Annotated in this window: 21 protein-coding genes and 2 pseudogenes; 3 read left to right on the forward strand and 20 right to left on the reverse strand. The window is 74.1% G+C overall.

All coding sequences use genetic code 11. The features are described from left to right. Positions 1-8: 8 nt before the first annotated feature. On the forward strand, positions 9-3,725 hold the full coding sequence (locus tag AB0F89_RS32250) for a BTAD domain-containing putative transcriptional regulator (protein WP_367129432.1): 3,717 nt from the start codon (positions 9-11) through the stop codon (positions 3,723-3,725). Between the two features lie 31 nt (positions 3,726-3,756). On the opposite strand, the gene AB0F89_RS32255 is transcribed toward AB0F89_RS32250, so the two are convergent. From AB0F89_RS32255 to AB0F89_RS32320, 14 genes and pseudogenes are all read right to left on the reverse strand, one after another. Then, positions 3,757-3,927 carry a hypothetical protein gene (locus tag AB0F89_RS32255; protein ID WP_367129434.1) on the reverse strand — a complete coding sequence of 57 codons (171 nt, stop codon included), beginning with the start codon at positions 3,925-3,927 and terminating at the stop codon, positions 3,757-3,759. Position 3,928: 1 nt separating this feature from the next. Further along, a complete protein-coding gene (locus AB0F89_RS32260) occupies positions 3,929-4,504 on the reverse strand; it encodes a response regulator transcription factor (RefSeq protein ID WP_367139081.1) in 576 nt (191 codons plus the stop codon). A gap of 156 nt (positions 4,505-4,660) precedes the next feature. Then, positions 4,661-5,734 (reverse strand): NAD-dependent epimerase/dehydratase family protein, encoded by a 1,074-nt coding sequence (locus AB0F89_RS32265; RefSeq protein WP_367129436.1) that lies wholly within the window; start codon positions 5,732-5,734, stop codon positions 4,661-4,663. 41 nt (positions 5,735-5,775) lie between these two features. Beyond that, positions 5,776-6,534 (reverse strand): zinc ribbon domain-containing protein, encoded by a 759-nt coding sequence (locus AB0F89_RS32270; protein ID WP_367139181.1) that lies wholly within the window; start codon positions 6,532-6,534, stop codon positions 5,776-5,778. A gap of 279 nt (positions 6,535-6,813) precedes the next feature. Then, positions 6,814-6,951, reverse strand: a pseudogene (locus AB0F89_RS32275) (zinc-ribbon domain-containing protein); the annotation flags it as partial. Continuing rightward, the gene (locus AB0F89_RS32280) at positions 6,888-7,448 is read right to left on the reverse strand and encodes a phage tail protein (protein ID WP_367129437.1); all 561 of its coding nucleotides are present in this window, start codon (positions 7,446-7,448) and stop codon (positions 6,888-6,890) included. The gene AB0F89_RS32280 and the pseudogene AB0F89_RS32275, both read right to left, overlap by 64 nt. After that, positions 7,445-9,379 carry a putative baseplate assembly protein gene (locus AB0F89_RS32285; RefSeq protein WP_367129439.1) on the reverse strand — a complete coding sequence of 645 codons (1,935 nt, stop codon included), beginning with the start codon at positions 9,377-9,379 and terminating at the stop codon, positions 7,445-7,447. The genes AB0F89_RS32280 and AB0F89_RS32285 overlap by 4 nt, the downstream gene beginning before the upstream one ends. Beyond that, positions 9,379-9,789 carry a GPW/gp25 family protein gene (locus AB0F89_RS32290; protein WP_367129441.1) on the reverse strand — a complete coding sequence of 137 codons (411 nt, stop codon included), beginning with the start codon at positions 9,787-9,789 and terminating at the stop codon, positions 9,379-9,381. Before AB0F89_RS32290 ends, AB0F89_RS32285 begins: the two co-directional genes overlap by 1 nt. Continuing rightward, positions 9,786-10,100 carry a PAAR domain-containing protein gene (locus AB0F89_RS32295; RefSeq protein ID WP_367129443.1) on the reverse strand — a complete coding sequence of 105 codons (315 nt, stop codon included), beginning with the start codon at positions 10,098-10,100 and terminating at the stop codon, positions 9,786-9,788. Before AB0F89_RS32295 ends, AB0F89_RS32290 begins: the two co-directional genes overlap by 4 nt. A 21-nt stretch (positions 10,101-10,121) precedes the next feature. After that, on the reverse strand, positions 10,122-11,864 hold the full coding sequence (locus AB0F89_RS32300) for a VgrG-related protein (protein ID WP_367129445.1): 1,743 nt from the start codon (positions 11,862-11,864) through the stop codon (positions 10,122-10,124). Then, entirely contained in the window at positions 11,861-12,625 is a 765-nt protein-coding gene (locus AB0F89_RS32305; protein WP_367129447.1) for a LysM peptidoglycan-binding domain-containing protein, read from the reverse strand. The genes AB0F89_RS32300 and AB0F89_RS32305 overlap by 4 nt, the downstream gene beginning before the upstream one ends. Positions 12,626-12,647: 22 nt before the next feature. Continuing rightward, the gene (locus AB0F89_RS32310; protein WP_367129449.1) at positions 12,648-13,082 is read right to left on the reverse strand and encodes a phage tail protein; all 435 of its coding nucleotides are present in this window, start codon (positions 13,080-13,082) and stop codon (positions 12,648-12,650) included. 23 nt (positions 13,083-13,105) lie between these two features. Next, on the reverse strand, positions 13,106-13,558 hold the full coding sequence (locus AB0F89_RS32315) for a hypothetical protein (RefSeq protein WP_367129451.1): 453 nt from the start codon (positions 13,556-13,558) through the stop codon (positions 13,106-13,108). A gap of 787 nt (positions 13,559-14,345) precedes the next feature. Next, a pseudogene (locus AB0F89_RS32320) lies at positions 14,346-14,642 on the reverse strand (hypothetical protein); the annotation flags it as partial. Between AB0F89_RS32320 and AB0F89_RS32325 the strand changes: the two are divergent. After that, positions 14,571-14,831, forward strand: a complete 261-nt coding sequence (locus AB0F89_RS32325) for a hypothetical protein (RefSeq protein ID WP_367129453.1) — start codon at positions 14,571-14,573, stop codon at positions 14,829-14,831. The pseudogene AB0F89_RS32320 and the gene AB0F89_RS32325 overlap by 72 nt on opposite strands. Before the next feature lie 789 nt (positions 14,832-15,620). Here AB0F89_RS32325 and AB0F89_RS32330 read toward each other — a convergent pair. The 4 genes from AB0F89_RS32330 to AB0F89_RS32345 are packed head-to-tail and all read right to left on the reverse strand — an operon-like array spanning position 15,621 to position 18,242. Beyond that, positions 15,621-15,779: a DUF6760 family protein gene (locus AB0F89_RS32330; protein WP_176947121.1), complete on the reverse strand. Its 159-nt coding sequence runs from the start codon at positions 15,777-15,779 to the stop codon at positions 15,621-15,623. Next, positions 15,776-16,240: a hypothetical protein gene (locus AB0F89_RS32335; RefSeq protein ID WP_367129454.1), complete on the reverse strand. Its 465-nt coding sequence runs from the start codon at positions 16,238-16,240 to the stop codon at positions 15,776-15,778. The genes AB0F89_RS32330 and AB0F89_RS32335 overlap by 4 nt, the downstream gene beginning before the upstream one ends. Then, a complete protein-coding gene (locus AB0F89_RS32340; protein ID WP_233815714.1) occupies positions 16,237-16,677 on the reverse strand; it encodes a phage tail protein in 441 nt (146 codons plus the stop codon). The genes AB0F89_RS32335 and AB0F89_RS32340 overlap by 4 nt, the downstream gene beginning before the upstream one ends. Before the next feature lie 41 nt (positions 16,678-16,718). Continuing rightward, positions 16,719-18,242, reverse strand: a complete 1,524-nt coding sequence (locus tag AB0F89_RS32345) for a phage tail sheath family protein (protein WP_367129456.1) — start codon at positions 18,240-18,242, stop codon at positions 16,719-16,721. Between the two features lie 244 nt (positions 18,243-18,486). On the opposite strand from AB0F89_RS32345, the gene AB0F89_RS32350 reads away from it, so the two are divergent. After that, positions 18,487-21,408, forward strand: coding sequence for a DUF4157 domain-containing protein (locus AB0F89_RS32350; RefSeq protein ID WP_367129458.1), 2,922 nt, complete (start codon positions 18,487-18,489; stop codon positions 21,406-21,408). A gap of 82 nt (positions 21,409-21,490) precedes the next feature. Here AB0F89_RS32350 and AB0F89_RS32355 read toward each other — a convergent pair whose 3' ends face one another. Both AB0F89_RS32355 and AB0F89_RS32360 read right to left on the reverse strand, forming a co-directional pair. Beyond that, positions 21,491-23,542: an AAA family ATPase gene (locus tag AB0F89_RS32355; protein WP_367129460.1), complete on the reverse strand. Its 2,052-nt coding sequence runs from the start codon at positions 23,540-23,542 to the stop codon at positions 21,491-21,493. An 8-nt stretch (positions 23,543-23,550) separates the two neighbouring features. Continuing rightward, positions 23,551-24,243, reverse strand: coding sequence for a DUF4255 domain-containing protein (locus AB0F89_RS32360; RefSeq protein ID WP_367129462.1), 693 nt, complete (start codon positions 24,241-24,243; stop codon positions 23,551-23,553). Positions 24,244-24,247 lie beyond the last annotated feature (4 nt).

Genomic DNA, 24,247 nt, shown 5'->3' on the forward strand with positions numbered 1-24,247 from the left:
CGGGGCAGATGTCGGCGTTGCGGTTGGCCGTGCTGGGGCCGGTGCGCGCGTGGATCGGGGACCGGGAGGTGCGGCTGGGTTCGGCGCGCCCCCAGGCGGTGTTCGCGATGCTGGCGTTGCGCACGGGCGCGGCGGTGCGGCGGAACGACCTGGTGACCGGGGTGTGGGGGCAGGACGCGCCGGCCACCGCGGAGGGCAGCGTGCACACCTACGTCTCGGTGCTGCGCAAGGCTTTGGAGCCGGACCGGGCGCGCGGGGTGCCGCCGAAGGTGCTGGAGTCGGTCGGGTCGGGCTACCGGCTGCGGTGGGACCCCGAGCACTCGGACCTGGCCGAGTTCCGGGCGTTGCGCGCACGGGGTCGGCGGCAGTTGGCCGAGGGCGACGCGGACGCGGCGCTGGGCTCGCTCGACGCGGCGCTGGGGTTGTGGCGGGGTGAGGCGCTGGCGGGGTTGAGCGGGCCGTTCGCCCAGACCCGGCGGCGGGAGCTGGCCGCGGAGCGGACCACGGCGCGGGAGCTGCGCGCCGAGGCGGCCCTGGCGACCGGCACGCACGCGGACGTGATCGCGGACCTCGGCGCGCTGGTCACCGAGGAACCGCTGCGGGAACGGGCGCGCGAGCTGCTGGTGCTGGCCCTGCACCGCAGCGGGCGCGGGGCGGAGGCGCTGGAGGTGTTCCGGGACGCCCGCCGGGTGCTGGTCGCCGAGCTGGGCGTGGAACCGGGGCCGGGGCTGCGGGCCGCGCACCGGCTGGTGCTCGGCGGCACGCCGGCCGACCCCCACCCCGCGCCACAGCGGACGACCACCGCGGGCCACCCCTCCCCCGGCCACCCGGCAGCCCACGACTCGGCCCGCAGCTCAACGCACAGCTCAACGCACAGCCCGGCCCACGACCCGGCGCTGGACCCGACAGCCCACCACTCGACAGCCCACTACCCGGCAGGCCACCACTCAGCAGCCCACAACCCGGCAGGTCATCACCCGGCAGACCACCGCCAGGCAGACCACCGCTCAGCAGGCCACAACCCCGCAGGCCACAACCCGGCAGCCCACCGCCAGGCGAGCCACCTGGCGGCTCGCCACCCTGCAGCCCACCCCACGTCGTCATCGCGCGCGGCGGCGGTCGGGGCGTCCGACGAGCAGGTCCTGCTGGGCCGCGACGCCGAACTGGCCGCGGTCACCCGGGCGGTCGACGAGCTGTCCGCCGGGCGCGGCGGGGCGCTGTGGGTCGAGGGCGAGATGGGCATCGGCAAGTCGGCGCTGCTGGCCGCCGCGCTGGCCCGGGCGGGCCTGGCCGGGCACCCCACCGCCCACGCCGTCGCCGACGAGCTGGACAGCCGCTTCCCTCTCCGGCTCGCCCTGGACGCCCTGGACGTGGACCCCACCGCCACCGACCCGCGGCGTGCTGCGGTGGCGCGGGCGTTGCGCGAGCGGCAGCCGGCCGGGTCGATCTTCGGCAACGGCGACCCGGTCGCGGGCGGGGTGGACCGGCTGGTCGCCCTGGTGGAGCGGCTGTGCGAGGACGCGCCCCTGGTGCTGGTGCTGGACGACCTCCAGTGGGCCGACGAGAGCAGCACCGAGGTGTGGCGCAGGCTCGGCGCGCTGACCCGGCGCCTGCCCCTCCTGCTGATGGGCGCGGCGCGCCCGGTGCCGCACCGGCCGGAGGTGGCCCGGCTGCGCCGCGTCGTGGAGTCCGGCGGCGGCTCGGTGCTCGACCTGGCGCCGCTGGGCGCCGCGGACGTGGCGGACATCGTCGGGCGGCTGGTCGGCGCGCCGCCCGGTCCGGCGCTGCGCGAGATCGCCGCGCGGGCGGGCGGCAACCCGCTGTACGTGCGCGAGGTCGCGGACGCCCTGCTGCGCGAGCGGCTGGTGGTGGTCGGCGCCGACGTGGCCGACGTCGGCGAGCACGCCTTCGACCGGGTGCCCGGCTCACTGGTGTCCGCTGTGGACGGACGGCTGGACCTGGTCTCCGCGCCCACCCGCGAGGTGCTGCGGTGGGCGGCGCTGCTGGGTGGCGAGTTCTCGGTGGACGGCCTGGCGATCGTGCTGGACCGCCCGGTGGCGGAGCTGATGACGCCGTTCGAGGAGGCCGCCGCGGCGGGTGTGCTGCGCGACGCCGGGACGCGCATCGCGTTCCGGCACCCGGTGCTGCGGCAGGCGCTGTACGAGCGGACGCCCGCGGCGCTGCGCAACGCCCTGCACCAGCAGGCCGCGCAGGCGCTCGCCCGCGCCGGGGCGCCGGTCGACCACGTGGCCGAGCAGCTGCTGGCGGCGGCCGGGGACTTCGGCGCGTGGGTGGTGGACTGGCTGCTGGCGCGGGCGCCCGCGCTGGTCTACGAGGCGCCGCTGGTCGCGGTCGAACTGCTGCAGCGGGCGCTGCGGTCCACGGCCGTGCCCGACGAGCACGCCGCGACGCTGCGGGCGCACCTGAGCAGCGTGCTGTTCCGGATCGGCCGGGACGCCGAGGCGGAGCACCAGGCCCGGCGCGCCCTGCCGGGCCTGCGCGACCCGGACCGGATCGCGGAGGTCCGGTGGACGAGCGCCTACGTGCCGTTCCGCGCGTCACGGCCGGAGCAGGCGCTGGCGTCGCTGCGGGAGACGCTGGCCGACCCGGTGCTGCCGGGCGCGTGGCGGGCCCGGCTGCTGTCGCTGCTGGCGCTGGTGCAGCGCGCCGGGTTGGACGACCTCGACGCGGCGGCGGCGAGCGCGCGCGAGTCCATCGCGGTCGGCGAGCGCGCGGCCGACCCGTTCGCCATCGGCCAGTCCCTGGAAGTGCTCTGGCAGGTCGACGCGGCGCGGCGGGACTACGTGAGCGCGCTCGCCTACCTCGACCGGGCGCTGGACGTGGTGGGCACCGACTTCAGCCTCACCGACCTGAAGCTGGTGCTGCTGGACAACCGGGTGTTCACGCTGCAGTGCCTGGACCGGCTGGACGAGGCGACCGGCACGATGCGGCAGGCGTTCGACGCGGCCGGGCACGGCGCGCCCGTGGCGGCGCTCCAGGTCGGCGCGGCCGTCCACCGGTTCTGGCTCGGCGGGTGGGACGAGGCGGTCGGCCGGCTCGACGCGGTGCTGGGCGACGACTCCGGCATCACCGGGTTCGGCCTGCGCGAGGGCGGGCTGATGCTGCTGCACGGCGTCGCCGCGCTGATCGCCGCGCACCGGGACGACGAGCTCGCGCTCAGGCGGCACCTGCACGAGGGCCTGACGCTGCCCCTGGTGACCGCGGCGAACCGGGAGAACTGCGACTTCCTGGTCGCCGCGCAGGCCGCCGCGGCGTACCGGAACGGCGACCACGCCGAGGCGATCGAGCTGCTGGGCGGAATCCTCGACACCCGGTACTCCGAGATGATGCTGCGGCACCAGTGGCTGCCCGACCTGGTCCGGGTGGCGCTGGACTGCGACGACCGGGCGACCGCCCGCGCCGCCGTCGAAGCCTGCGAGGCCGAGGCGGCCGTGGAGTCGACCGAGGCCAGGGCCGCCGCCGCCGCGCGGCGCTGCCGCTGCGTGCTGGAGGAGGACCCGGACGGGCTCACGGAGGTCGCCGCGCACTACCGCTCGGTGGGCCGGGTGTTCGAGTTGGCGCAGACGCTGGAGGACCGCGCCGTCCTGCTCGCCCGGGGCGGGCGCGGACCGGAGGCCGGGATCGCGCTGCGCGAGGCGGTCGGCCTCTACCGCGACCTGGGCGCGGCGTGGGACGTCCGCCGGGCCACCGCCCGCGTCGGCTGAGCGCCGACCGGGCCGCCCGGCGCCACGCGCGCTACTCGTCCGCCGCCGACGGGGCGCCGATGACCCCGTCGGACGACATCACCCAGCCCGGTTCCGGCCGGGCGCCCCGCGCGCCGGTCGTCGCCCGCAACCCCCGTCGCACCAGGTCGACCACCTGCCGCAGCCGGGCGCGTTCCCGCTGGGCCACCAGGGTCTCGTCCACCTCAGATCATCCCCTTCCGCAGGGCGTAGGCGACCGCGTGCGGCCGGTTGCGCAGGTTGAGCCTGGTGGTCAACCCGTAGAAGACGTTCTTGATCGTGCGCTCGGAGTAGCACAACCTGCCGGCGATCTCGGCGGTGTCCAGGCCCTCGGCCATCAACCGCAGCACGTCGGCTTCGCGCGGCGTCAGCTTGGGCACGCTCACGTCCGGCGCCACCAGCTCGCGCTGGAGCCGTTCCACGTGCTTGAGCAGTTCCGCCACCATGGCGGGCGGCATGACCCCGCCGCCGGACGCGGCGGCCAGGACGCTGCGCAGCACCCGCTCGCCGGTCGCCGCCGCGCGGGGCAGGATCGCCACCACCCGGCACTCGACGGCCGCCAGCACGTCCTTGTCGCCGACCTCGTCGAGGACCAGCACCACCGGCGAGCCGACGTCGGCGGCCACCCGCCGCAGGCCGGTCAGCACCTCGGGGCCGATCCGGTCGACGGCGGCCACCACCACGTCGGCCCGCGCCCGCTGGTCCCAGTCCAGCAGCACGACCTCGGCCCGTGCGCCGAGGTAGCTGGTCAGGCCGGCCATGCTCAGGTGATCCGCCGCCTGGACCACGACCCGAACTCGTTCCACCGCTGCCTCCCACAGATCCGGTTCCCCGTCACCGAGTCTGCGCGGCGCGCCTTCACGCGCTCTCCAGCGCGTCTACAGGAGTTCTTCACGGGCCCGGACGGCGTGAAGGGGTCACGCCTGCACCACCTCGTCCGCCCCGCTCCAGCGCCGGTGCAGCGCGGACAGCACGTCGTCCAGGCCGTGCACGGGCGACCAGCGCGGGTAGTCGCGCCGGAACTTCCGGGTGTCGCTGATCCACCACCGCGGGTCGGCGAACCGGGGCCGCGCCGAGTAGTCGAACGACACCTCCGCGCCCGTCAGGTGCTCGTAGCGGGCGATCAGCTCCAGCACCGAGGCGGCGCGCTCGCGCCCGCCGCCCAGGTGGTAGACCTCGCCGGGCCGCGGGTCCAGGTAGAACTGCCACAGGGCGTCCACCAGGTCGCGGGCGTCCAGGACGTCGCGCACCTGCTTGCCGCCGTGGCCGACGACCGGGTACGGCGACCCGCGCACGGCGCTGCGCACCAGGTGCGACACGAAGCCGTGCTCGCGCACGCCCGCCTGCCCGGCCCCGGTGACGGCGCCGCAGCGGAACACGCCGACCTTCATGCCCGACTGGCGGCCGTACTCCTGGGCGGCGAGGTCGGCGGCCAGCTTCGACACGCCGAGGAAGGAGCGGTCGGCCCGGTCCAGCCGGATGGACTCGTCCACGCCGTGCTCGTGGAACGGGTGGGACGGGTCCAGCTCCCACCGGGTCGCGGTCTCCACCAGCGGCAGCGCGTCCGGCACGCCGCCGTAGACCTTGGCGGTGGACACCAGGGCGAACACCGCCTCGCCGCTGTGCCGCCGCACCGAGTCCAGCACGGTGACCGCGCCGACGGCGTTGACCCCGAAGTCGACCAGGGGACGCTCGGCGGACCAGGCGCGGCTCGGCTGCCCGGCCGCGTGCACCACCAGCCGGACGTCCGAACCCCACGTCCGGAAGACCTCGTCCACGGCCTCCTGGTCGCGCACGTCCACCCGGTGGTGCCGGTAGTTCGGGACGCGGCGGGCCTCGGCCAGGCCGCGGGCCACCGAGGCGGCCGGCCCGAAGAACTCCTGCCGCATCCCGTTGTCGATGCCGACGACCAGGTCGAACCGCGGTGCGAAGCCGCGCACCGCCTCGCCGCCCACGAGCCCGGCCGAGCCGGTGACCACTGCGATGTCCACGGGTACTCCTCCCTCTCCCTGTGCGAACCCGCTGCTCCGGCCTAGGGGCGGCGGAAGAACTCGACCTCGCCGAGCGCCACGTGCCTGCCCGCGCCCAGCCCGGCGGCGGCCTTGACCACCAGGCGCACCGACACGACGTCGCTGGTGCCGGTGTCGGTGCGCTGCGGGCCCGGCTGGTCGTTCAGCGCGACCGTGGTGGTGCGGGTGACGCCGCCGGATGCGGTCACGACCAGGTCGACGGCCGTGGGCCGGGCCTGCTCGCGGAACTGCTCGGGCTGCGCCGAGGCGCCGGTGTGCACGACCACCGACAGCAGCCGGAACGGCTGGTCGAAGGCGAACTCGACGGCGTCGCCCACGGCGGGCGCGCCCCAGTACCGGTTGGACAACCCGTCCACGGCCGCCGCGGCCGGGTGGTCGGGGACTTCGGCGGTGGCGGTGGTGCGGGCGGGCGCGATCGGCGCGGGCTTGGCCAGCCGGTCACGCAGGTCCTCGAACAGCTCGACCGCCTTGGGGTGGAACAGGATGCCGGCGACCACCAGCGCGGCGACCACGGCCAGCGCGGCCAGTCGGCGCAGCCACCGGGACGTGTCGCCGTGGCGGCGCGGACGTCGGCGGCGGGTGGCGGCGACCTCGGTCCCGCCTTCGAGCGGGGTGGCGCACCGGCGGCAGAACCGGCGGCCCGGCGGGTTGGCGGTGCCGCACGCCGGGCAGGGCGGCCCGTCCACCTCCACCCCGCCGCCGGCGGTCGGCAACGGCCGCTTGACCTCCGGCCGCCCCGGCAGCACGGGCCCCAGCACCACGTCCGACGGACCGCTGCCGACCGCCGCCTCCGACCCGGCGGTCGTGCGAGCGCGCGCGGGCTCCGACGGGCGACCGCTGTGTGCCGCCTCTGGCCCGCCGGTCGCGCGGGCGCGTCCAGGTTTCGACGCAAGGCCGCTGTCCGCTGTCTCCGGGTTGGCGGTCGTCCGGGCGCGTCCGGGTGGCGGACGGTCGATGGTTGCGGGAGCAGCGGCGGTAGGGGTGTCGGGCTTGTCGGGGTCTGCTCCCCCGGCGGCTTCGGCGGACCAGCCCAGGTAGGCGCCGCAGTTGCCGCAGAACTCGTCGCCGTCCTGGACCGATGCGCCGCACTGCGGGCACGAGCGCGCCACGGCCGTCACCCCCGCCCCTCGGGCGGCCCCGCCAGCACCTCGACCTCGCACCGGACGTGCACCGGGCACACCGACCCCACCAGCGCCACGACCCGGTCCCGGTCCACCGGTCCCGACGTCCCCGGCCACACCCGCACCACGACCACCTCGGCCGCCGGACCGGGCAGCGGCGCGTCGGGCGTGCCCGACCACCGGACCCCCGGACCGTCCGCCACGTCCGCGCCCACGCCCAGCGACAGCTCCAGCCGCTCGACCAAGCCCCGTCCCGTGCCACGCCTGCGGTGCAGCTCCACGGCCCGTCTCACCAGGGCACGCCGCAGCGGTTCCGGCCACGCCGGGTCCAGGTCGGCCGCCACCCAGGACGACAGCCACGCCAGGAAGTCCTCCGGCGCCAGCGCCGGGTCGAGGTAGGCGGGCAGGTTGTCCAAAGTGGACAGGATCGCCGACAGCACGGCGTCCAGGCCCGAGGTGAACCGCTGCGCGAAGTCGTCCACCGCGTACAGCGCGGGCAGCATGTCCCCGAGCGGGTGGCTGCTCGGCAGTTCCGGCAGCGCCGCCCGGCTCACGGCGCACCGACCGAGACCTGGTGCTGGTGGGAGAAGACCAGCGCGTTCGCGGCGACGTCCAACCGGTCCACCGGCGCGCCGCGCGCCCCGGTGATCGGGTTCGCCGGGAACATCCGGATCTCGTCGACCAGCAGCACCCCCGGCACCGCCTGGAGCACCGAGAACACCTCGCCGAACTGCACCGGCCTGCCGAAGCCCCACCCCGCGCCGCCCGGTCCGCCGCGCAGCGGGTTGAGGTACCGGTACAGCGCGGCCAGCGCGTTCTCCCGGACCTGGTTGACGTCGGCCGCGGTGAGCCGGGCCACCACCGTGATGCCCTGGTAGCGCGGCGGTTCCACGACCAGCCGCGTGCCGAGCAGGCGTCGTTCGCCCAACCGGCGGGCGACCGCGGCCAGCACCTCGTCGGAGGGCAGCAGCTGCTCGAACCGCAACCGGTCGCCCTCGTCGGCCACCGCGTCCGGCACCACGAGCACCCGCGCCGCGCCCACCTCTCCCGGCACCGGCAGGCAGCGCACCCGCGCCAGCGACGGCACGGCCTGCCGGGCGATCAGCTCGTGGTCCTCCGCGGTGACCGCTCGGTCCTGCACCCGCAGCTGGTTGGGCGCCCGCAGCTTCGCCTCGGCCACCGTCTCCGCGTCCACCCCGCCGATCGCGGCCTCCCGGTTCTCCACCGCCGAGACGTAGGGCACCGAGCTGCGCAGCACCGAGATCGCGCCGCGCGCGACGTTGCCCGACCGGCCGCCGCCGGTGCGGTAGCGGGCCACCCGCAGCACCGCGCCCTTGGGCGGCACCGCGCCGTAGCGGCGCAGCGTGCCGTCCGCCTCGCGCACGGCGGGCGGGAACAGGAACTCGCCGACCGACGCGTCGAGCACCACGTGCCGGTCGTCCGGTCCGGAGACGCCGAAGTCCTCGACCACCGACCAGTCCTCCCAGCCCTCCCCCGCGGCGACCTGGACGACCACCGGGCCGCCGTCCAGCAGCACCGGTGCCCTGGGCACCCGGAACCGCTGGCCGGGCACGCCCGCCGACTCGCCGAGCGGCACGTCGACCTCGGTCTCGGCGTGCTCGGCGGTGGTGGCGCCGCCGATGGTGTACGCCTCCGCCTCGCGGACCGTCGGCGACTCCGAGTAGAACGGCTGGCCGGGCGCCGGCTCGGTGACCCGGCAGCGCAGCCAGCCGGCGCGCTGCCCGGCGACCACCGACGTGGTGTGGCCGCCGGGCACGTGCAGCACGACCTCGCCCGGCCGGTTGAGGCCGCCGGTGCCGTCCTCGTCCACCTCGCAGGCCGCCCAGCCCGCGCCGTCCCACGCCTCCCACACCAGCGGCGGCTGCCGGGGGTCGACGCCGATGCCCTCGACGCGGCTCTCCAGGCGCAGCACGACCACGCAGTCCGGCACGGCGGCGGTCAGCCCGAACAGGGTGGCGTCGCCGGGCTCGGGCGTCCCCTGGAAGCACGGCACGTCCTGGCCCGCCTCCAGGTCGCGGGTCCGGTCGGCGTGCTCGCCCGACGCCGACCGGGTGACCAGTCGCGCCAGGTCGCACGGCACGATCGGCAGCTCGCCGGTGGTGGCGAACACCGTCGCCTCGACGGACTCGGAGCTCATCGTCGCGACCTCGGTGCCCGCGGGCAGCACCACCGCCTCCGACTGCGGCGCGGACAACCAGAACGTCACCCGCGCGCGGGCCGCCGTGGGCGGGAACAGCCGCACGCCGAGCAGGTCCAGGAAGGCCAGGTAGTTCTTCTCCGGCACCCGGTTCAGCCGGTACACCAGCTGGTCGACCATGTGCGCGAAGGTCTCGATCAGGGTGACGCCGGGGTCGGACACGTTGTGGTCCGTCCACTCCGGACAGCTCTGCTGGACGTAGCGCTTGGCCTCGTCCACGAGCTGCTGGAAGCGGCGGTCGTCCAGGCTGGGCGCTGGGATCGCCATCAGTCGGCCTCCCCTTCCTCGGACGGGATCGTGTAGAACGGGAAGACCAGGTTGCGCTGGTCGTTGGTGGACTTCACGGTGTAGCGAACGTCGATGTAGAGCGTGCCGACGTCGACCGAGTCGAACGCGACCACCACGTCGGCCACGTCGATGCGCGGCTCCCAGCGCTCCAGCGCCGCGCGCACCTCGCGGGTGACGTGCCCGGCGGTCGCGCCGTCGGCGGTGGCGAACACCAGGTCGTGGATGCCGCAGCCGAACTCCGGCCGCATCGGGCGCTCACCCGGCGCGGTGCCCAGGATCAACCGGATGGCCTCCTGGACCTCCTGGTCGCGGTCGACCATGCCGATGCCGCCGGTGGGGCCGGTCCGCAGCGGGAAGCCCCAGCCGCGGCCGACGAAGTCCGCGCTCACAGCGGGCCCCCGATCAGCACGGTGCCCGGCCGCGGCGAGACCTTCGCCTTGCACGAGGTCTCGTCCAGGACGGCCGCGGCGGGCAGACCGCCGATGAGCACGCCCCGGCGCACGATGGCGGGCGTCACCATGACGAGGTTGGGCACCGCGTTGTGCGGCACCACGGCGCACACGTGCGCGCAGTTGATCGTCGCGGCGGGTTTGCCCTCGATCAGCACCGTGAGCAACCGGGCCGCCGTCAGCGGGTTGAGCGGCGCGCCGACGGCGCCGCCGTGCACGGTCAGGTCGCCCTGACGGGCGGCGATGGGCATGGCGGAACTCTCCTCACGTGGTCAGTTGAGCTTGATGAGGGCGCCCTTGAGCGTGAGCACGCCCAGGCCGGCGTCGATGGTGATCCCGGCGCTGTCGAGCGTGATGGAGCCCGGGCCGGCGTTGATGGTGGCGCCGGTGCTGGTGAGCGTCACCGAGCTGAGCACCCCGGCGCCCTTCGGGCCGCGCACGGACACGTCGACCCGGTTCAGCTTGTCGTCCAGCAGGACCTCCAGCCGCTCGTCCCCCGTGACCAGCCGGACCCCCGACGACGCCCGGCTATCCAGCAGCTCCAACCGGTTGCCGTTGCGGGCCGACACCGAGCGGCGGTTCACCTTGCCGCGCAACGGGTCCACCAGCGCGCGGCCGTGCGGCGAGGGCTTGTCGACGCCGTTGTAGAGCCCGCCGATCACGTAGGGCCGGTCCAGGCTGCCCTGCTCGAAGCCGACCAGCACCTCGTCGTCCACCTCGGGGCTGAACACCCCGCCACCGCCGGCGCCGCCCCACTGCACGGTGCGGACCCAGTCGGTGACGTAGGTGTCGTCCAGCCACGGGAACTTCAACCGCACCCAGCCGCGCTGGTCCCGGCCGGGCTCCTTGATGTCGGTGACGACCGCGGTCGCCAGGCCGGGCATCCGCCGGCCGCGGGCGGGCGCGTTGCCGCCGGTCACCAGTCCCGCCAGCGACCGGTCGTAGGAGGCGCTGACCGTCAGCGTGGTGCGGTAGCCGGTCTCGGCCTCGATCACGTGGCGCGCGCCGGTCACGGTGTAGCTGCCGTCGAAGTAGGCGCCGTAGCGCGCCAGCGTCACCGGGTCGCCCGCGCGGAGCTTGGGGTTGCCGTCGACAACGGCCTCCAGCTCGCCGAAGCCCGCGCCGGTCGACGCCTCCAGCGAGCGCGCCACGCGGGTCGCCTCGGCCTGGGTGGGGTAGGGGGTGTCGGTGACCAGCAGGGGCGCCTTCGTGGGGAAGTTCGCGTTGGCCTCGCTCGCCGCGAGGCCCGGCTTGACGGTCTTGCTCGGGGTGTTGGGCTGCACCGCCACCAGCGCCTTCTTGGTGGCGACGTCCCAGCTGCGCACCTCGACGCCGTTGGCCTGGTCGGCGGTGGTGAGCACGGCGCGCAGCGAGTGGGTGTTGCCGCTGAGCACGTGCGGGTCGTCCGAGGCCGACGCCTTCGGCGCCTTGCTCGCGGGCGTGAGCTTGACGAACTCCAGCAGCCCGCGCTCGTCGACCCGGACCACGGCGTCGTGCTCCTGGGCGAGCACCTGGAGGAAGTCCCAGTCCGACACGCCCGCCTGGCTCAGGTGCCGGTAGGTGAGGTTGGCGACGTCCAGCCTGCCCACGGTCAGCCCGGCGCCCAGCGCGACCTTCCGCACGACGGCCGACGCGGACATGTTGCGGAACGCCCGCACCTTGCGACCGCGCATCAGGCGGTGCGCCCGGCTCATCGCCCGAACCACCACGAACACGCCGGAGCCGTCGTGGTCCATCTCCAGCGCGGTGATCTCGCCGGTGAACACCCGTTCGGCCGTCGTCACGGCGGAGGCCGCGAACGCCACCTCCAGCCGACCGCCGATCCGGACCCCCGCGTCCTGGAGCAGTTCCCTGTTCTCGTCCCGGTAGGTCAGCACCGCGCTGTCCGGCAAGCCGACGTTCTCGTCCACGACGCAGCGGACCAGGTACTTCGCCTCGGCCAGGAGCTCCTTGCCGTCCACCTTGATCACCGCGCTGGCGGCGAAGTTGTCGCCCTGGGCGTTCGTCGTGGTCACCGTTCCTCCTCCGCTGCACCCGTGGTGCCCGGCACCAGCAGCTCCGTGCCGGGCACCAGGACCATGGGGTCGTCGATGTCGTTGGCCTCGGCGATGACCCGCCACGCGGTCGCGTCGCCGTACTCCCGCCACGCCAGCTGCTGCAGGCTGTCCCCGGCGACCACCCGGTGCGTGCGGCGGGCCTCGCGCGAGCCGGACGTCGGGTTCTGGCCGGGCGTGCCGACCCCCGCCTCCTCGATGGACAGCGAGCAGGTGGCCCGCAGCGGCCTGCCGTCCACGTCGAACAGCGAGTACTCGACCGACAGGCTGGACAGCACGCCGTCGAACGACACCGACTTGGCGGTGCCCCACTCGAAGCGCACCCACGGGCTCGCGGGCTTCTTCTTGCGCAGGCTGGCCTTCGTGGGCACGCAGGCGATCATCAGCTTCTCCACCCCCTCCTCCACCGAGTTGTCGTGCTCTGAGGTCGCGTCCAGGAACACGTCCACGCTCAACGACCGCGGCCCGCTGCCGACGAACTCCGGCAGCGACGCCTGGTCCGCCATCCGGGCCGGCTTGCGCCGCCACTCGACGCTCTTGCTCAGCGAGAGCCGGTTGGGGTTGAACTGGAACTTGGCCGTCGCCAGCCGCGCGCCCGGTTTGGCCCCGCTCTTCGCCGGTGGTTCCATGATCACCAGCTGCGCCTTGACGAGGCCGGAGCCGAAGTGCGCCGCCACGGCCTTGCCCGCCTTGGCGACCCCGGCCTGGAACTTCGGTGCCACGGTCCGCTCTCCTCGCTCGCGCTCAGTCGTCGCCCGACGCGTGCAGGCCCTCGTGGGCGAACTCCAGCGTCTCCACGGCGGCCTGGGACTGGTTCGGGTCGAAGCTGGGGCCCTGCCAGCGGACCGGGATGATGCCCATCACCTGCCAGCTGACGATCGGGGTGAGGTCCGGGGCCAGGGCGACGATCTCGCCGTCCTCGCGGTCGGCTTCCTTCAGGACCTCGTTGAACCACTTGAGGACCTTGGCCGAGTCGGCGGTCACCGGGCGGGTCATCGTGATGTTGGACCAGGTGATGCGCGAGGGCAGGCTCCAGGTGAAGTTGTTGTTGCCGCCCTCGGCGTACTGCTCGACCTCCACCTGCGCGCCGAGACCGTCGCAGGTGTGGAACATGCCGAGGTCGTCGTCGGCGATGGTCAGCCGGAAGAAGACGCTGCTGGCGAACACGTCGTCGGTCACTGGTGCTCCTTGGTGGGGGCCGGCTAGCGGCGGCGGTCGTGCAGGTTGCCGGTGCGCTCGCGGCCCTGGCGCAGTTCGGTGCGCAGCAACCTGCCGACCGGGTCGAGCAGCCTGCGGGCCAGGTCGTCCAGGTCGACGGCGGGCATGGGCCTGCCGTCGTCACCGCGCTCCCCGGTCTGGTTGGTCTGGTTGGTCTGGTCGGGGGTGGGTTTCCGGGCCTGCTTCGGTGGCGTGGGGTGGGTGGCCGGTGGCGGGGCGGCGGACTTCCGGGCCGGAGCTCGCTGGATCGTCGGCTCGGACGGGGGGTGGTGCTGGGCGGGTGTCGGCGGGTGCTTGACGGGCGAGTGCTTGACCGGCGGGTGCTTGACGGGCGGGAGCTCGGGACCGGCGGCGAGCGGTCGGGGCGGGGTCGGGCGCACCACGGGCTCGGGGGTGCTGTCAGCCTCCGGGTCACCGGTGCGCCGCTGAACGGTCATCCCTGCGCCTTGTGCCTGTGCCTGTGCCTGTGCCTGTGCCGGTGCCGGTGCCGCTGCCGGTGTCGCTGCTGGTGTCGCTGCTGGTGTCGCGGCGTTCGAGCGGATGAACCGGTGTGCTTTCGTCGCGGGAAGGCTTCGGTCTGCCGGCCTCTGCGGCTTCGCGGTGTCGGTCGGTGCTTGCCGGGCACCGGGCCACTGCGGCCGAACCACCGGCCGCGCCGCCGCGCGCTGCACCGGCTGAGGCAGACCCGTGCCGGTATTGGTGGTGAGGGGGCGTTCGGTGATCAGGGGAAGCGTGGAGCGGTGCGCTGCACGTGTCGTGGGTGCGGGGTGAGGGGCGGCTGAGCGTTGGGCGGTGGTCTTGCTGACAGGGAGTCGGGTCACGGGCACCACTGGCAGCCGTTGCCGGACCGGATTGGCGGCAGCAGGCTGCGTGGTGGTGACTGCGCGCTGGACTTCCAACGGGGGTGGTGCTTCCGGCGCTGAGGACGTGTTCCGCGCCGTCCCGGTCGCCTGTTCAGGGCTCGCCGGAGCCGCCTGCCTGCGCGTTCCCACACCCTGCGGCCGGAGGGCCGCTGTGGTCGGGAGTTCCGAGAGGGGTGCGCCGATACCTGTGCCCCGCCTGGGCCGAGCAGCCGCTTCGGGCTTCGGCGTCGCGCTGCGCTGGACCACCGGCGGTCCGGCCTGCGTCGACCTGCCGCCAGGCGGTGTCGCCGGAGGACTCCCGGCGATGGAGGCGGTCGGGGGCAGGGACGTCAACGGCGCTCCGAGCACCGGTGCGGCCCGTTCACCAGGGCTGGTGATCGGCGTGTCGGTGGTTTTCGCGGGCGCGGCCCCGACCACAGGAAGCGGTCGGGCCGGTGGCATCGATGGCCTGGCGACCGTCAGCGAGGGCCGGACCGGGTGCAGCTGGACCGCCTGGGTGGCGCCGGAGTCCGGGGGCCGGGGAGCGGCTACGGCGGTCACGCTCCTCTGCACCGCAGGCGGTGCAGAGGCAGCAGAGGTGTTGGAGGTGGAGGGCTTCGCGGTGGAGTTCTGTGTGGCTGAGTTCTGTGTGGCTGAGGTCTGCGTGGCTGAGGTCTGCGTGGGTGAGGTCTGCGTGGGTGAGGTCTGCGTGGGTGAGGTCTGCGTGGCAGGAGTTCTTGCGGCTGGGGTGTTCGTGGCGGAAACGTTTGCGGTGGCCGCCCTCCTCTGCACCATGGGAGGCGGGGTGGGGGTCTTCGGTTCATCGGCAACCGCGCTCCTGTGGACCATCGGCGGCGCGGGCGGCTGAGGCTCAGCTGAACTGTCCTGGGCCACGGGCGGCGCGGAGGTCTTCGGTCCGTCAGCCACCGCGCTCCGCTGCACAGTCGGCCGCGCGGAGGAGGGTTTCGCGGCTGCACCCTTCCGCATCACAAACGGCACCGCCCGGTCCCGCGCCGCAGACGATGCGGGAGGAGGCGCTGTCCCACCGAGAATCGCCCGCCCTTCCACCACTGCCGGTGCGGCAGGAAGCGGTGCACTAGGAAGCTGTGCACCACCTGCAGTTGCCCTCTCCTTCATCACAGGCGGTGTCACAGGCGGTGTCACAGGAGGCGTTGGCCTATCGGTAGTCGCCCTCCTCGTCACAGGCGGTGAGGCAGGTGCCACGGGCGGCGTGGGGGAGGGCTTCGGGCCGTCGACTGCGGTGCTCCGCTGGACCATCGGTGGCGGGCCCGCAGGACTCGCCACCTCCCCGGAATCCCGCTGCCAAGCCAGGAGCAGCGGGCCGTTGCCGGAGTAGCGCGATCGCTCCGACACCTCCGGGCCGGTCACCCCGCCGATCAGCCCGGACGGGGCACTCATGCTCACCGAGTGGCCCAGCTCGCCGCCCAACCGGTGGTCCCGCCACGCAGCCAGCCCGTCCCGGAACCGCAGGCCGTCCCCCACCGCGACGCTGCTGCGCTGCACCACCCCCGCCAACGGCGGGACGGAGCGCCAGCCGCCGTCCCAAGCCGGGCGTGACGGGGTGGTGACCCGCGTGGCCTCAGGCTCCTCCTCGGCCACCTTCCCGCGCCGCAACCGGTCCCAGAACCCCATCGGGTCACCTCCCCTCGTTCACCCTCGTGTTGATGCGCGCGATCTCGCGGACCCAGCTCTGGCGCTCGTGGTGCGCCAGGTCGAGGATCTCCTCGCGCGGCCAGTGGAAGTGGTAGGCCACGTACGCGACCTCTTCGAGCAGCCGGTCGGCCGCGTACGTCACGATTCCCCCAGGCGACCACCCGCGAGGTCGACCTCGAACGCGGCGCCGCACGACGGGCAGGACACGCCCGCCCGGGTGTGGCCCTCGCTGTTGATCCGCCGGTAGAAGTCCTGGAGGAAGGCGATGTCGGTGGCGTACATCTGCTCCACCACCCCCGCGTGCACCTCGCGCACGGTGCCCAGCCGGGTGATGACCTGGCTGAGCAGCACCACGCTGAGGTAGCCGGGGTTCTCCTTGACCCGCAGGTCGATCTGCGGGCGCAGCTCGTCGCGGGCCGTGGCCAGGCGCATCCGGCCGTGCCGGTGCAGCACGCCGTCGGGGTCCACGTAGCCGCGCGGCAGCTCGAAGTCGAACTCGGTGCGCAGCCCGCCGCGCCCGCTCGGCGCCGCCGACCGCTCCGACTCGTCCTTGGGGTCGACCAGCTCGTCGAGCTGGTCGAGCGCGATCGTCCGCCGCCTCATTCGACCGTGATCTCCTCGAACACGAGGGTCACCTTCTCGGTGGCGGCGCTGGACTCGCCCGCCTTGAACGAGGGGCCCTCCCACTTGCTGGCCCACGCGCGGTAGAGCGTCATGCGGCGGACCGTGTTGCCCTCGGTGTCCTTGACCTCGATGGTGATGTCCTGCCGGGCCGCCGTGACCGCGCCCTTCTCCAGGGTCTCCTTGAGCCAGTTGGTGAACGTGACGCTCTGGTCCAGGCCCCGGGTGAGCGTCACCTCGCCGCCCTTCTGCGCGCCGGGCTGCTTGCGCAGCACCGGTTTGCCGGTCTCCGTCACCTGGGAGACCTCGACCACGTCCTCCTCGACGGTCAGCCCGCTGACCTCCTGCAGCGACTCGACGGTGAACCCGCCCAGCTGGACGCCGAAGATGTGGGTGGAAAGAGCATCGCCCTCTGCCATGGGTGGTGCCGCCTTTCTGGTTCACGCCCGCGCGGGGCGGCTCATTCGCTGACGAGGCTGGTGCTGTCGGAGAACTGCGACAGCTGGAAGACGACGAACTCGGCGGGCTTGACCGGCGCCACGCCGATCTCGCACACGACCTGGCCGAGGTCGATCGACTCCTGCGGGTTGTTCTCCCGGTCGCACTTGACGTAGAACGCTTCCGCCGGGGTGCGGCCGAACAGCGCGCCCCGGCGCCACTGCTCGGTGAGGAACCCGGTGATGTTGCGCCGGATGCTGGCCCACAGGCGGTCGTCGTTGGGCTCGAACACCACCCACTGCGTGCCCAGCAGGATCGACTCCTCCAGGTAGTTGAACAGCCGGCGCACGTTCAGGTAGCGCCACGCCGGGTCGGAGGACAGCGTCCGCGCGCCCCAGACGCGGATGCCGCGCCCCGGGAACGAGCGCACGCAGTTGACGCCGATCGGGTTGAGCAGGTCCTGCTCGCCCTTGCTGATGTTGATCTCCAGGTCGACCACGCCGCGGATGACCTCGTTGGCGGGCGCCTTGTGCACGCCGCGCTCGTTGTCGTTGCGACTCCACACGCCCGCGATGTGCCCGGCGGGCGGCACGAGGGCGGGGCGGCCCCTGACCGGGTCGAAGACCTTGATCCACGGGTAGTACAGCACCGCGTACTTCGAGTCGTAGTTGGCCTCGTCCCGGCGCCAGGTGCGGATCTTCTGCGCGTTCATCCCAGGCGGCGGGTCGAGCAGCGCGACCCGGTCGCCCATCTGCTCGCAGTGCGCGATCATCGCCAGCTGGACGGTCTTGACGCCCTCCAGGTCGATCTGCCCGCGCTGGTAGGCGCTCATCAGGTCCGGTGCGACCACCATGGTGACCTCGTCGACGCTCTCCAGGCCGCCCATGCCGGTGCGGGCGTCCGGGTCCCCCAGGTACTCCTGGGCGTCCAGCTTCGCCACCGCCTTCGACGGCGCGGGCGCGGCGGGCAACGCCACCTGCTGCTTGTCCGGGCGCGCCAGCGCGCCGTTGGCCCGCTCGGTGGCGCTGATCAGCTTGGACCGCTCGGACACCTGCGTGACGACGTAGTTCTTGACGTTCTTCTTCGTGGAGGCGTCGTAGGTCTCCACCACCTTGCCGCCCTGCTTGACCACCAGCTTGAAGCGGTCCTCCGGCGGGTTCTCGCCGTCGGCGTCGGCCACCTCGACCGTGATGTCGTCGCCCGCTCCGGGCAGCGCCGCCACGTGCAGGCCGCCCAGCTCGGCGGGCGCGGGCACGGCGGGTTCGGCGTCGGCCTCCGTCGCCGCGCCGCCTACGCGCACCACGTACGCCGCGCCGCCGCCGTTGGCGAAGTAGCCGTAGACGGAGTGCGGCAGGTAGGCGTCCTCGGTGAAACCGCCGAACAGCTGGACGTACTGGTTCCAGTTCGCCACGAGGGTCGGCCGGTGGAAGGGCCCTTGCTCGGCGAAGCCGATGAAGGCGGCCACCGCGGTGCCGACGCCCTCGATCGGCCGCGCCCCGGACTGGACCTCCTCCACGTAGACGCCCGGTGAGAGGTACTGCGGCATGGTCGGCTCCTCTGTCTTCCGGCTCTGGCTGTTCACCAACAGCCTGCTGCGGTCCGCCGCGCCCGGGCAGGTCCCGCGGACCCCGGTCGGGGGCAGTGCGTTGCCCGAAGGGGCACGGGGGGCGCGCGTTGCCCGATCCGACACCACGTCTGCCCCCGCCGGTGACCGGCCGACGGTCCGCGACCCCGCGTCGGGCGCGAAGGATGGGAGGTCTCATCCCCAGTCCCGACCGAGGCAGGTGCGCGTGCGCGAACAGGAGAAACGGCCGGACGAGAAGGCCGGTGCCCGGCACCGGCCGTCACCCGAGCCCGCCGGGCGGACGGGCGCCGCCCACTCGGGTCCGCTGGACCCCGCTGCGGTGGCGGCGCTGCAGCGCTCCGTCGGCAACCGGGTCGTCGCCCGGCGCATCGCCGAGGAGCGGCACGTCCACGACGGCTCGTGCGACCACGAGCCCACCGTCCAGCGCGCCCTGGTGGACGCGGCGGTGAACTCGCCGGGGCGGCCGATCGAGCCGTCCCGGCGCGCGAAGCTGGAAGCGTTCCACCAGGAGGACTTCTCCGCCGTCCGGGTGCACACCGGTCCGGTCGCCCAGCGCTCCACCGCGGCGGTCGGCGCCGGCGCCCTGACCGTCGGCGACCACATCGTCCTGGGTCGGGGCGCCGACGACGACGAGACCCTGGGCCACGAGGCCGGGCACGTGAAGCAGCAGCGGGCGGGCCGGGTCTCGGGCGCCGACAACGGCGCCGGCCTGAGCATCAGCAGCGAGACCGATCCCGAGGAGCGGTCCGCCGCGGCCGACGGGGCGGCCTTCCGGTCCGGCGCGGAACGCGCCCCGTCCGCCCTCGCCGGACCCACCGGGCCGCACTCGGGCGGCGCGGGCGGCGAGCAGCGCGTGCAGCGCGTGGTCAAGGAGGATTCCTCCTCCGGGGAGACCTCGTCCGCCGAATCGTCCTCAAGGGAATCCTCTTCGGAGGAATCGTCCTCGGAGGAGGAAGAGGAGGAGCCGAGGCCCAGGGGCAGGACCGACGCGGTGAAGCAGATCGGCGCGGAGGTCGAGAAGCACACGAAGGCGTACGGCGGCGGCCTGCAGGGTCGGGCCACCGACGAGGCCCGGTTGCGCTTCCCCCGCGACATGGCCGACGAGCGGGACACCCAGACCCTGTCCCACCTCAGCTTCCTGCTCTACGACGCCCTGAGCGCCGTCCAGGACGACCTGGTGCAGCTCGAAGAGGACATCGAGGTGGTCAACGAGCGCGAGGTCCAGGGCATGCTGATCAACGACCGGCTGCTGTTCGCCTCGAACTACAACGACACGATCGACAACCTGGAGGTCGAGTTCGGGGAGGACATGGCCTCGCTGCGCGACCTGGTGGAGGTCCACCAGGACGACGAGGACCGCACGAAGGGCCTGCGCGCCGCCGACGCGCAGGAGTACCTCGGGCGGCTCGACCGCGCCGAGACGAAGGTCATGGCGGCCTTCCAGGAGCTGCGCGGCATGGGCGACGACGCCACGGCCGAGGCCATGCGCAACAGCACGGGCAGGCCGGTCGTGGTCGTCGACGCCGCGTCGCCGACCATGCGCGAACTGCTCACGGCGCCGGAGCACGCGGGCTCGGTGATCATGCTCCGCTTCGACGAGACCGACGGCACGTACCGCAAGGGCGACAAGGCGGGCAGGCGCAAGCCCAAGCGGATGCACGCCGAGCAGAAGTTCCTCGTGGCCATCCACCGGGCCGGTCTCAAGCCCGAGGAGGCCGAGGGCCCCCTCGCCATCTCGGGCCGGTACCGGCCCTGCATGGGCTGCGCGGCGGCGCTGCGGTACTACCGCGACGTCGTGGGGTTCGGCAACCTCGACTTCAACCCCAACTACGGGTTCTACTACGCCAGCTCCGTGCAGGGCCTGAAGGCCCACCTGCGCCACGTGGTGGAGGACCCGCGCTACCACGAGTACATCAGGGAGATGATCGACCCGGAGCGCGGTGGCGCGGTCAGCACCTCGGCGCTGGCGTGGCAGGGCGCTCCGGCGGACGCGGTCGAGAACAACGGCCCCGAGATCCGCATCCCCGCCGAGCGGGCGGGCGGGCGCGGCTACCGGACCGACTCCGCCAGCGAGGGCAGGCTCACCGACTCGGACGACGAGGAGGTCTACCACACCTCGGACCGCGAGCTCTTCGAGTACAAGGCCGACGACGGCGGCCGGAAGGTGGGCAAGGGCAGCCGGACCGTGAACGCCGGGCGCCGTGCCCAGGACCTGCTCAGCGCGGACGACGCGCTGCTGCTCCGGCAGGTGTGGCTGTTCGGCGACCGGGACACGCAGGCGCTGGTGTTCCGCTACTACACCCGCAGGCCGCCGACGTTCGGCGGTCCGGTCTCGCAGCGGGAGATCCAGCAGGCCACCGGGGCCGGGCCCGGCACGATCAGCCGGCTCATCCTGGGCACCACCGGGCACGAGAAGCGGGACAACCGCGTCGCCGACCCCGGCATGAAGCGCATGCCGCAGCGCGGCCGGAAGGCCGATCCCGCCGAGAAGAAGCCGCGTGGCAAGGGCGCGTTCAAGAAGGGCAAGCCGCTCGACGCCGACGGCCGCAAGAGGATCGAGGCCAAGATGCGCGAGGTCGACTTCTACGAGACGTGGGAGAGCGCGCCCGAGGTGAACGGGATCAAGCCGCAGGAGATCCCGCACGCCCTCGGTCAGCTGATCGCCGACCTCCGCCGCGAGTACACCGTGCCGAGCATGGCCAGGGCGCTCAAGACCTCCGACGCCCTCAAGCAGCACCTGAACCGGACCTTCAAGGTGCTCAACCCCAAGGCGGAGGACGCCAAGGCCGCGCAACCGGTGGAGGAGGACGTCGAGATGGGCGGCACCGAGGACGACCGCGAGCACCCGGAGGTCCGCGGCCTCCAGCACCACGTCGACGAGAGCGGGCAGCACTTCTACACCCACCCCAGCGGCGCCCAGTTCTTCTGGGACTTCGAGCACGGCGACGTGCGCCCGCTGCCCCCGAACGTGCGGTTCCAGGTCGGGCAGTCCTCCGGGGCGCGGCAGGCCGAACCGGACGCCATGGACGTCGACGAGGAGCCGCCGGCCCGGGTCGAGGAATCCGACGACGAGGTGGAGGAGACCTACGTGGGCAAGGGCAAGAACCCGGCCAGGCGTCGGCGCTGAACGCCTCGACCCGCCCACCGGGGTTGCCGGTGGGCGGGTCGGGAGCGGTGCGCGCGTGCCGGACCGCCGGGCCCCGGCGCGGTCACCCCACCCGCGCCAGCCAGGGCCCGAACTCGCTCGCCAGCACGAGCCGCCCCAGCTTGCGGTACTCCCGGTGGATCGCCGTCATGACGTCGGCCATGGTCACCGGCCGGTCGGCGGCGGCAGCCAGGTAAGCCGCTGTCACCGCGCACGCGCGGATCGACCCGCCGGCCAGTTCGAAGCGCTCGGCGCAGAACCCCAGGTCCAGGTCGTCGGCACGGGGCAGCGCGGCGCCCAGGCAGCGATCCCACAGTGCCGAGCGCTGCTCGGCGTCGGGCACCGGGAAGTCCGCGATCACGTCGATGCGCCGGGTGAACGCCTCGTCCACGTTGGACCGCAGGTTGGTGGTGAGCACGGCGATGCCGTCGAAGGACTCCATGCGCTGCAACAGGTACGCGGACTCGACGTTGGCGTAACGGTCGTGCGCGCTCTGCACCTCCGACCGCTTGCCGAACACGGCGTCGGCCTCGTCGAACAGCAGCACCCCGTGCACGCCGGCAGCCTCGGTGAAGATCCGCTCCAGGTTCTTCTCCGTCTCGCCGACGTACTTGTCCACCACCGTGGACAGGTCGACCACGTACAGGTCCATGCCGATCTCGGACGCGACGACCTCGGCCGACATCGTCTTGCCGGTGCCCGACTCGCCCGCGAACAACGCCACCACGCCGCGACCGCGACCGCCGCCGGGGCGCATCCGCCACTCACCCAGCACGCGCTCGCGGTGCCGGGCCCGCACGACCAGCTCGGCGAGCTGGTCGCGGGTCTGCTCGGGCAGCACCACGTCGTCCCAGCCGACGGCGGGCACGATCCGCCGGGCCAGGCGGTCCAACCCGGCGCCGTTCTGCGCCCGCACCCCGGCCCGCACGTGGTCCAGGTCGACCGGACGGCGGTCCACGACGGCCAGGCGGGTGGCGACGGCCGCCACCCGCTCGACGCCCTCCGCGTCGAGCCGGTAACCGGCCAGCTCGGGCAGGAACGCGGGCTCGCCGCCGAGCGCGCCGGTCCACCAGGCGGCCCGGTCGCCGGGCAGCGGCGGCGGCACCGGCACGGACACCACGGGCCGCGGGGTCCACGTCGGGTCCCAGTGCCTCGTGCCGTGCAGGACCACCGGCAGGTCGCCCGCCAGCACCAGGAACTCGCGCAGCAGCCGCACCCGCTCGGGCACCAGCTCCTCCAGCGGCCCGAGCACCAGGCCGGCGCCGCGCAGCCGGGCCTCGCGCACCACCTCGGCCAGCCCGGGGTGCTCCCGGTCGGCCAGCGCGACCACGTCGAGCACCACCGCGCCCCGACCGGCCGCGGCCAGGGCCGGGACCGCCACGGTGGCGCCCCCACCGCCGCCGTGGCGCAGGTGGACCAGGCCGACCCCGGTCCGCAGCCCCTCGCCCAGGCGCGCGGCCAGCCCGTCCACCGGCGCGTCGCCCCGGGGCACGACGCGCGCCAGGCCGGTCACCACCGGGTCGGGCACGTCGTGGCCCAGCAGGTGCGCCACCACCCGGTCGGGCACGCGCAGCACCCGGGACAGGGCGGGCGCGGTGGGTTCCAGCACCTCGACCAGGCCGCCCGCGACCAGGGGCGCGGTGGCGGCGAGGCGGAAGCGTCCGGGCCCGGCCGCGGGCTCGCCGCACAGCCGCAGCGCCAGGTCCACCGTCGCCCGGCGGCGCAGCACGTCGTTGTTCAGGTAGCCGTAGAGCTGCTCGAAGCGCGCGTCCACGTCGGGCGCCATCGCCACCAGCAGCAGTTCCACGTCCAGCGGGCCGAGGCCGAAGTCGTCGGCCAGGGTGGTCAGCCGGGGACCTGGTGGGGGGACGGCGGCGGCGCACCGCTCCAGGGCGAGCCGGTCCTCCGGCGGGAGGTCCGGGGGCCGCCGGGGCGAGTCCAGGACGCGCCGCACGGCCTCGTCGGTGAGGTAGAGGCCGCGGTAGGGGTCGTGCGGGTCGGGGTCGGCGCTCAGCGCCTCGTCCACGGCCCGCCGGACCCGCCGCTCGACCGCGCCCAGCCGCGCCCACAGGTAGACGAGGTCGGCTTCGCGCGCCGCCTCTACCCCCTGTTCCACCGCGCCCGTCACCGGATCAGCCCTCCCCTGCGCCGCCTGGGTCCCCCGGCGGGCGGCTTGGGCCTGCTCGTCGCGAACCCGGCGCCCCCCGACGTCGTCGGTCCGTCGTAGCGCAACCGCCGCGGCGTCTCCTCCGCCTCCGACGAGACCTCCAGCACCACGCCCTCGGTGACCGGCGGCCCGGCCGGCGTCCACTCGCCCGCCAGCGGCGCGATGATCTTGAGGTCGATGGACGGCTTCAGCTCGCCGCCCAGCGCCGACCACATCTCCGAGGTCGCCCGCCCGTCCGGCGGTTGGGCCGAGTTCAGCAGCACGCCCAGCCCCAGCTCGGCCAGCGACCCGGTCAGCCACTCGTTCGCCATCCGCTCGACGCGCACCAGGCTCGCCAGCACCTCCGACAGCAGCCGGTGCTCGTCCTGCGGGCGGTTGGTCCACGCCGTGATCAGGTAGGCCAGCTCGAACCACCGCGCCGGGCCGCGCCACCCGATCAGCACGTCCTCGTCGTCGTGGACCTCCACCCCGCCCGCGTGCCGCCGCAGCACGTCCTCGCGGATGTCGTGCAGGAACACGTTGACCGTCGGCGCGTTCCGCCGCGCGGACCAGTCCTTGGTCGGCGCGTCGAACGACAGCTCGCCCCCGCCGCCCGGCACGCCCGCGGCCGTCAGCATCCGCCGGATCGCCTCGTCCACCTCGTGGATCACGGGC

This window comes from Saccharothrix sp. HUAS TT1 (assembly GCF_040744945.1).
Classification (GTDB): Bacteria; Actinomycetota; Actinomycetes; order Mycobacteriales; family Pseudonocardiaceae; genus Actinosynnema.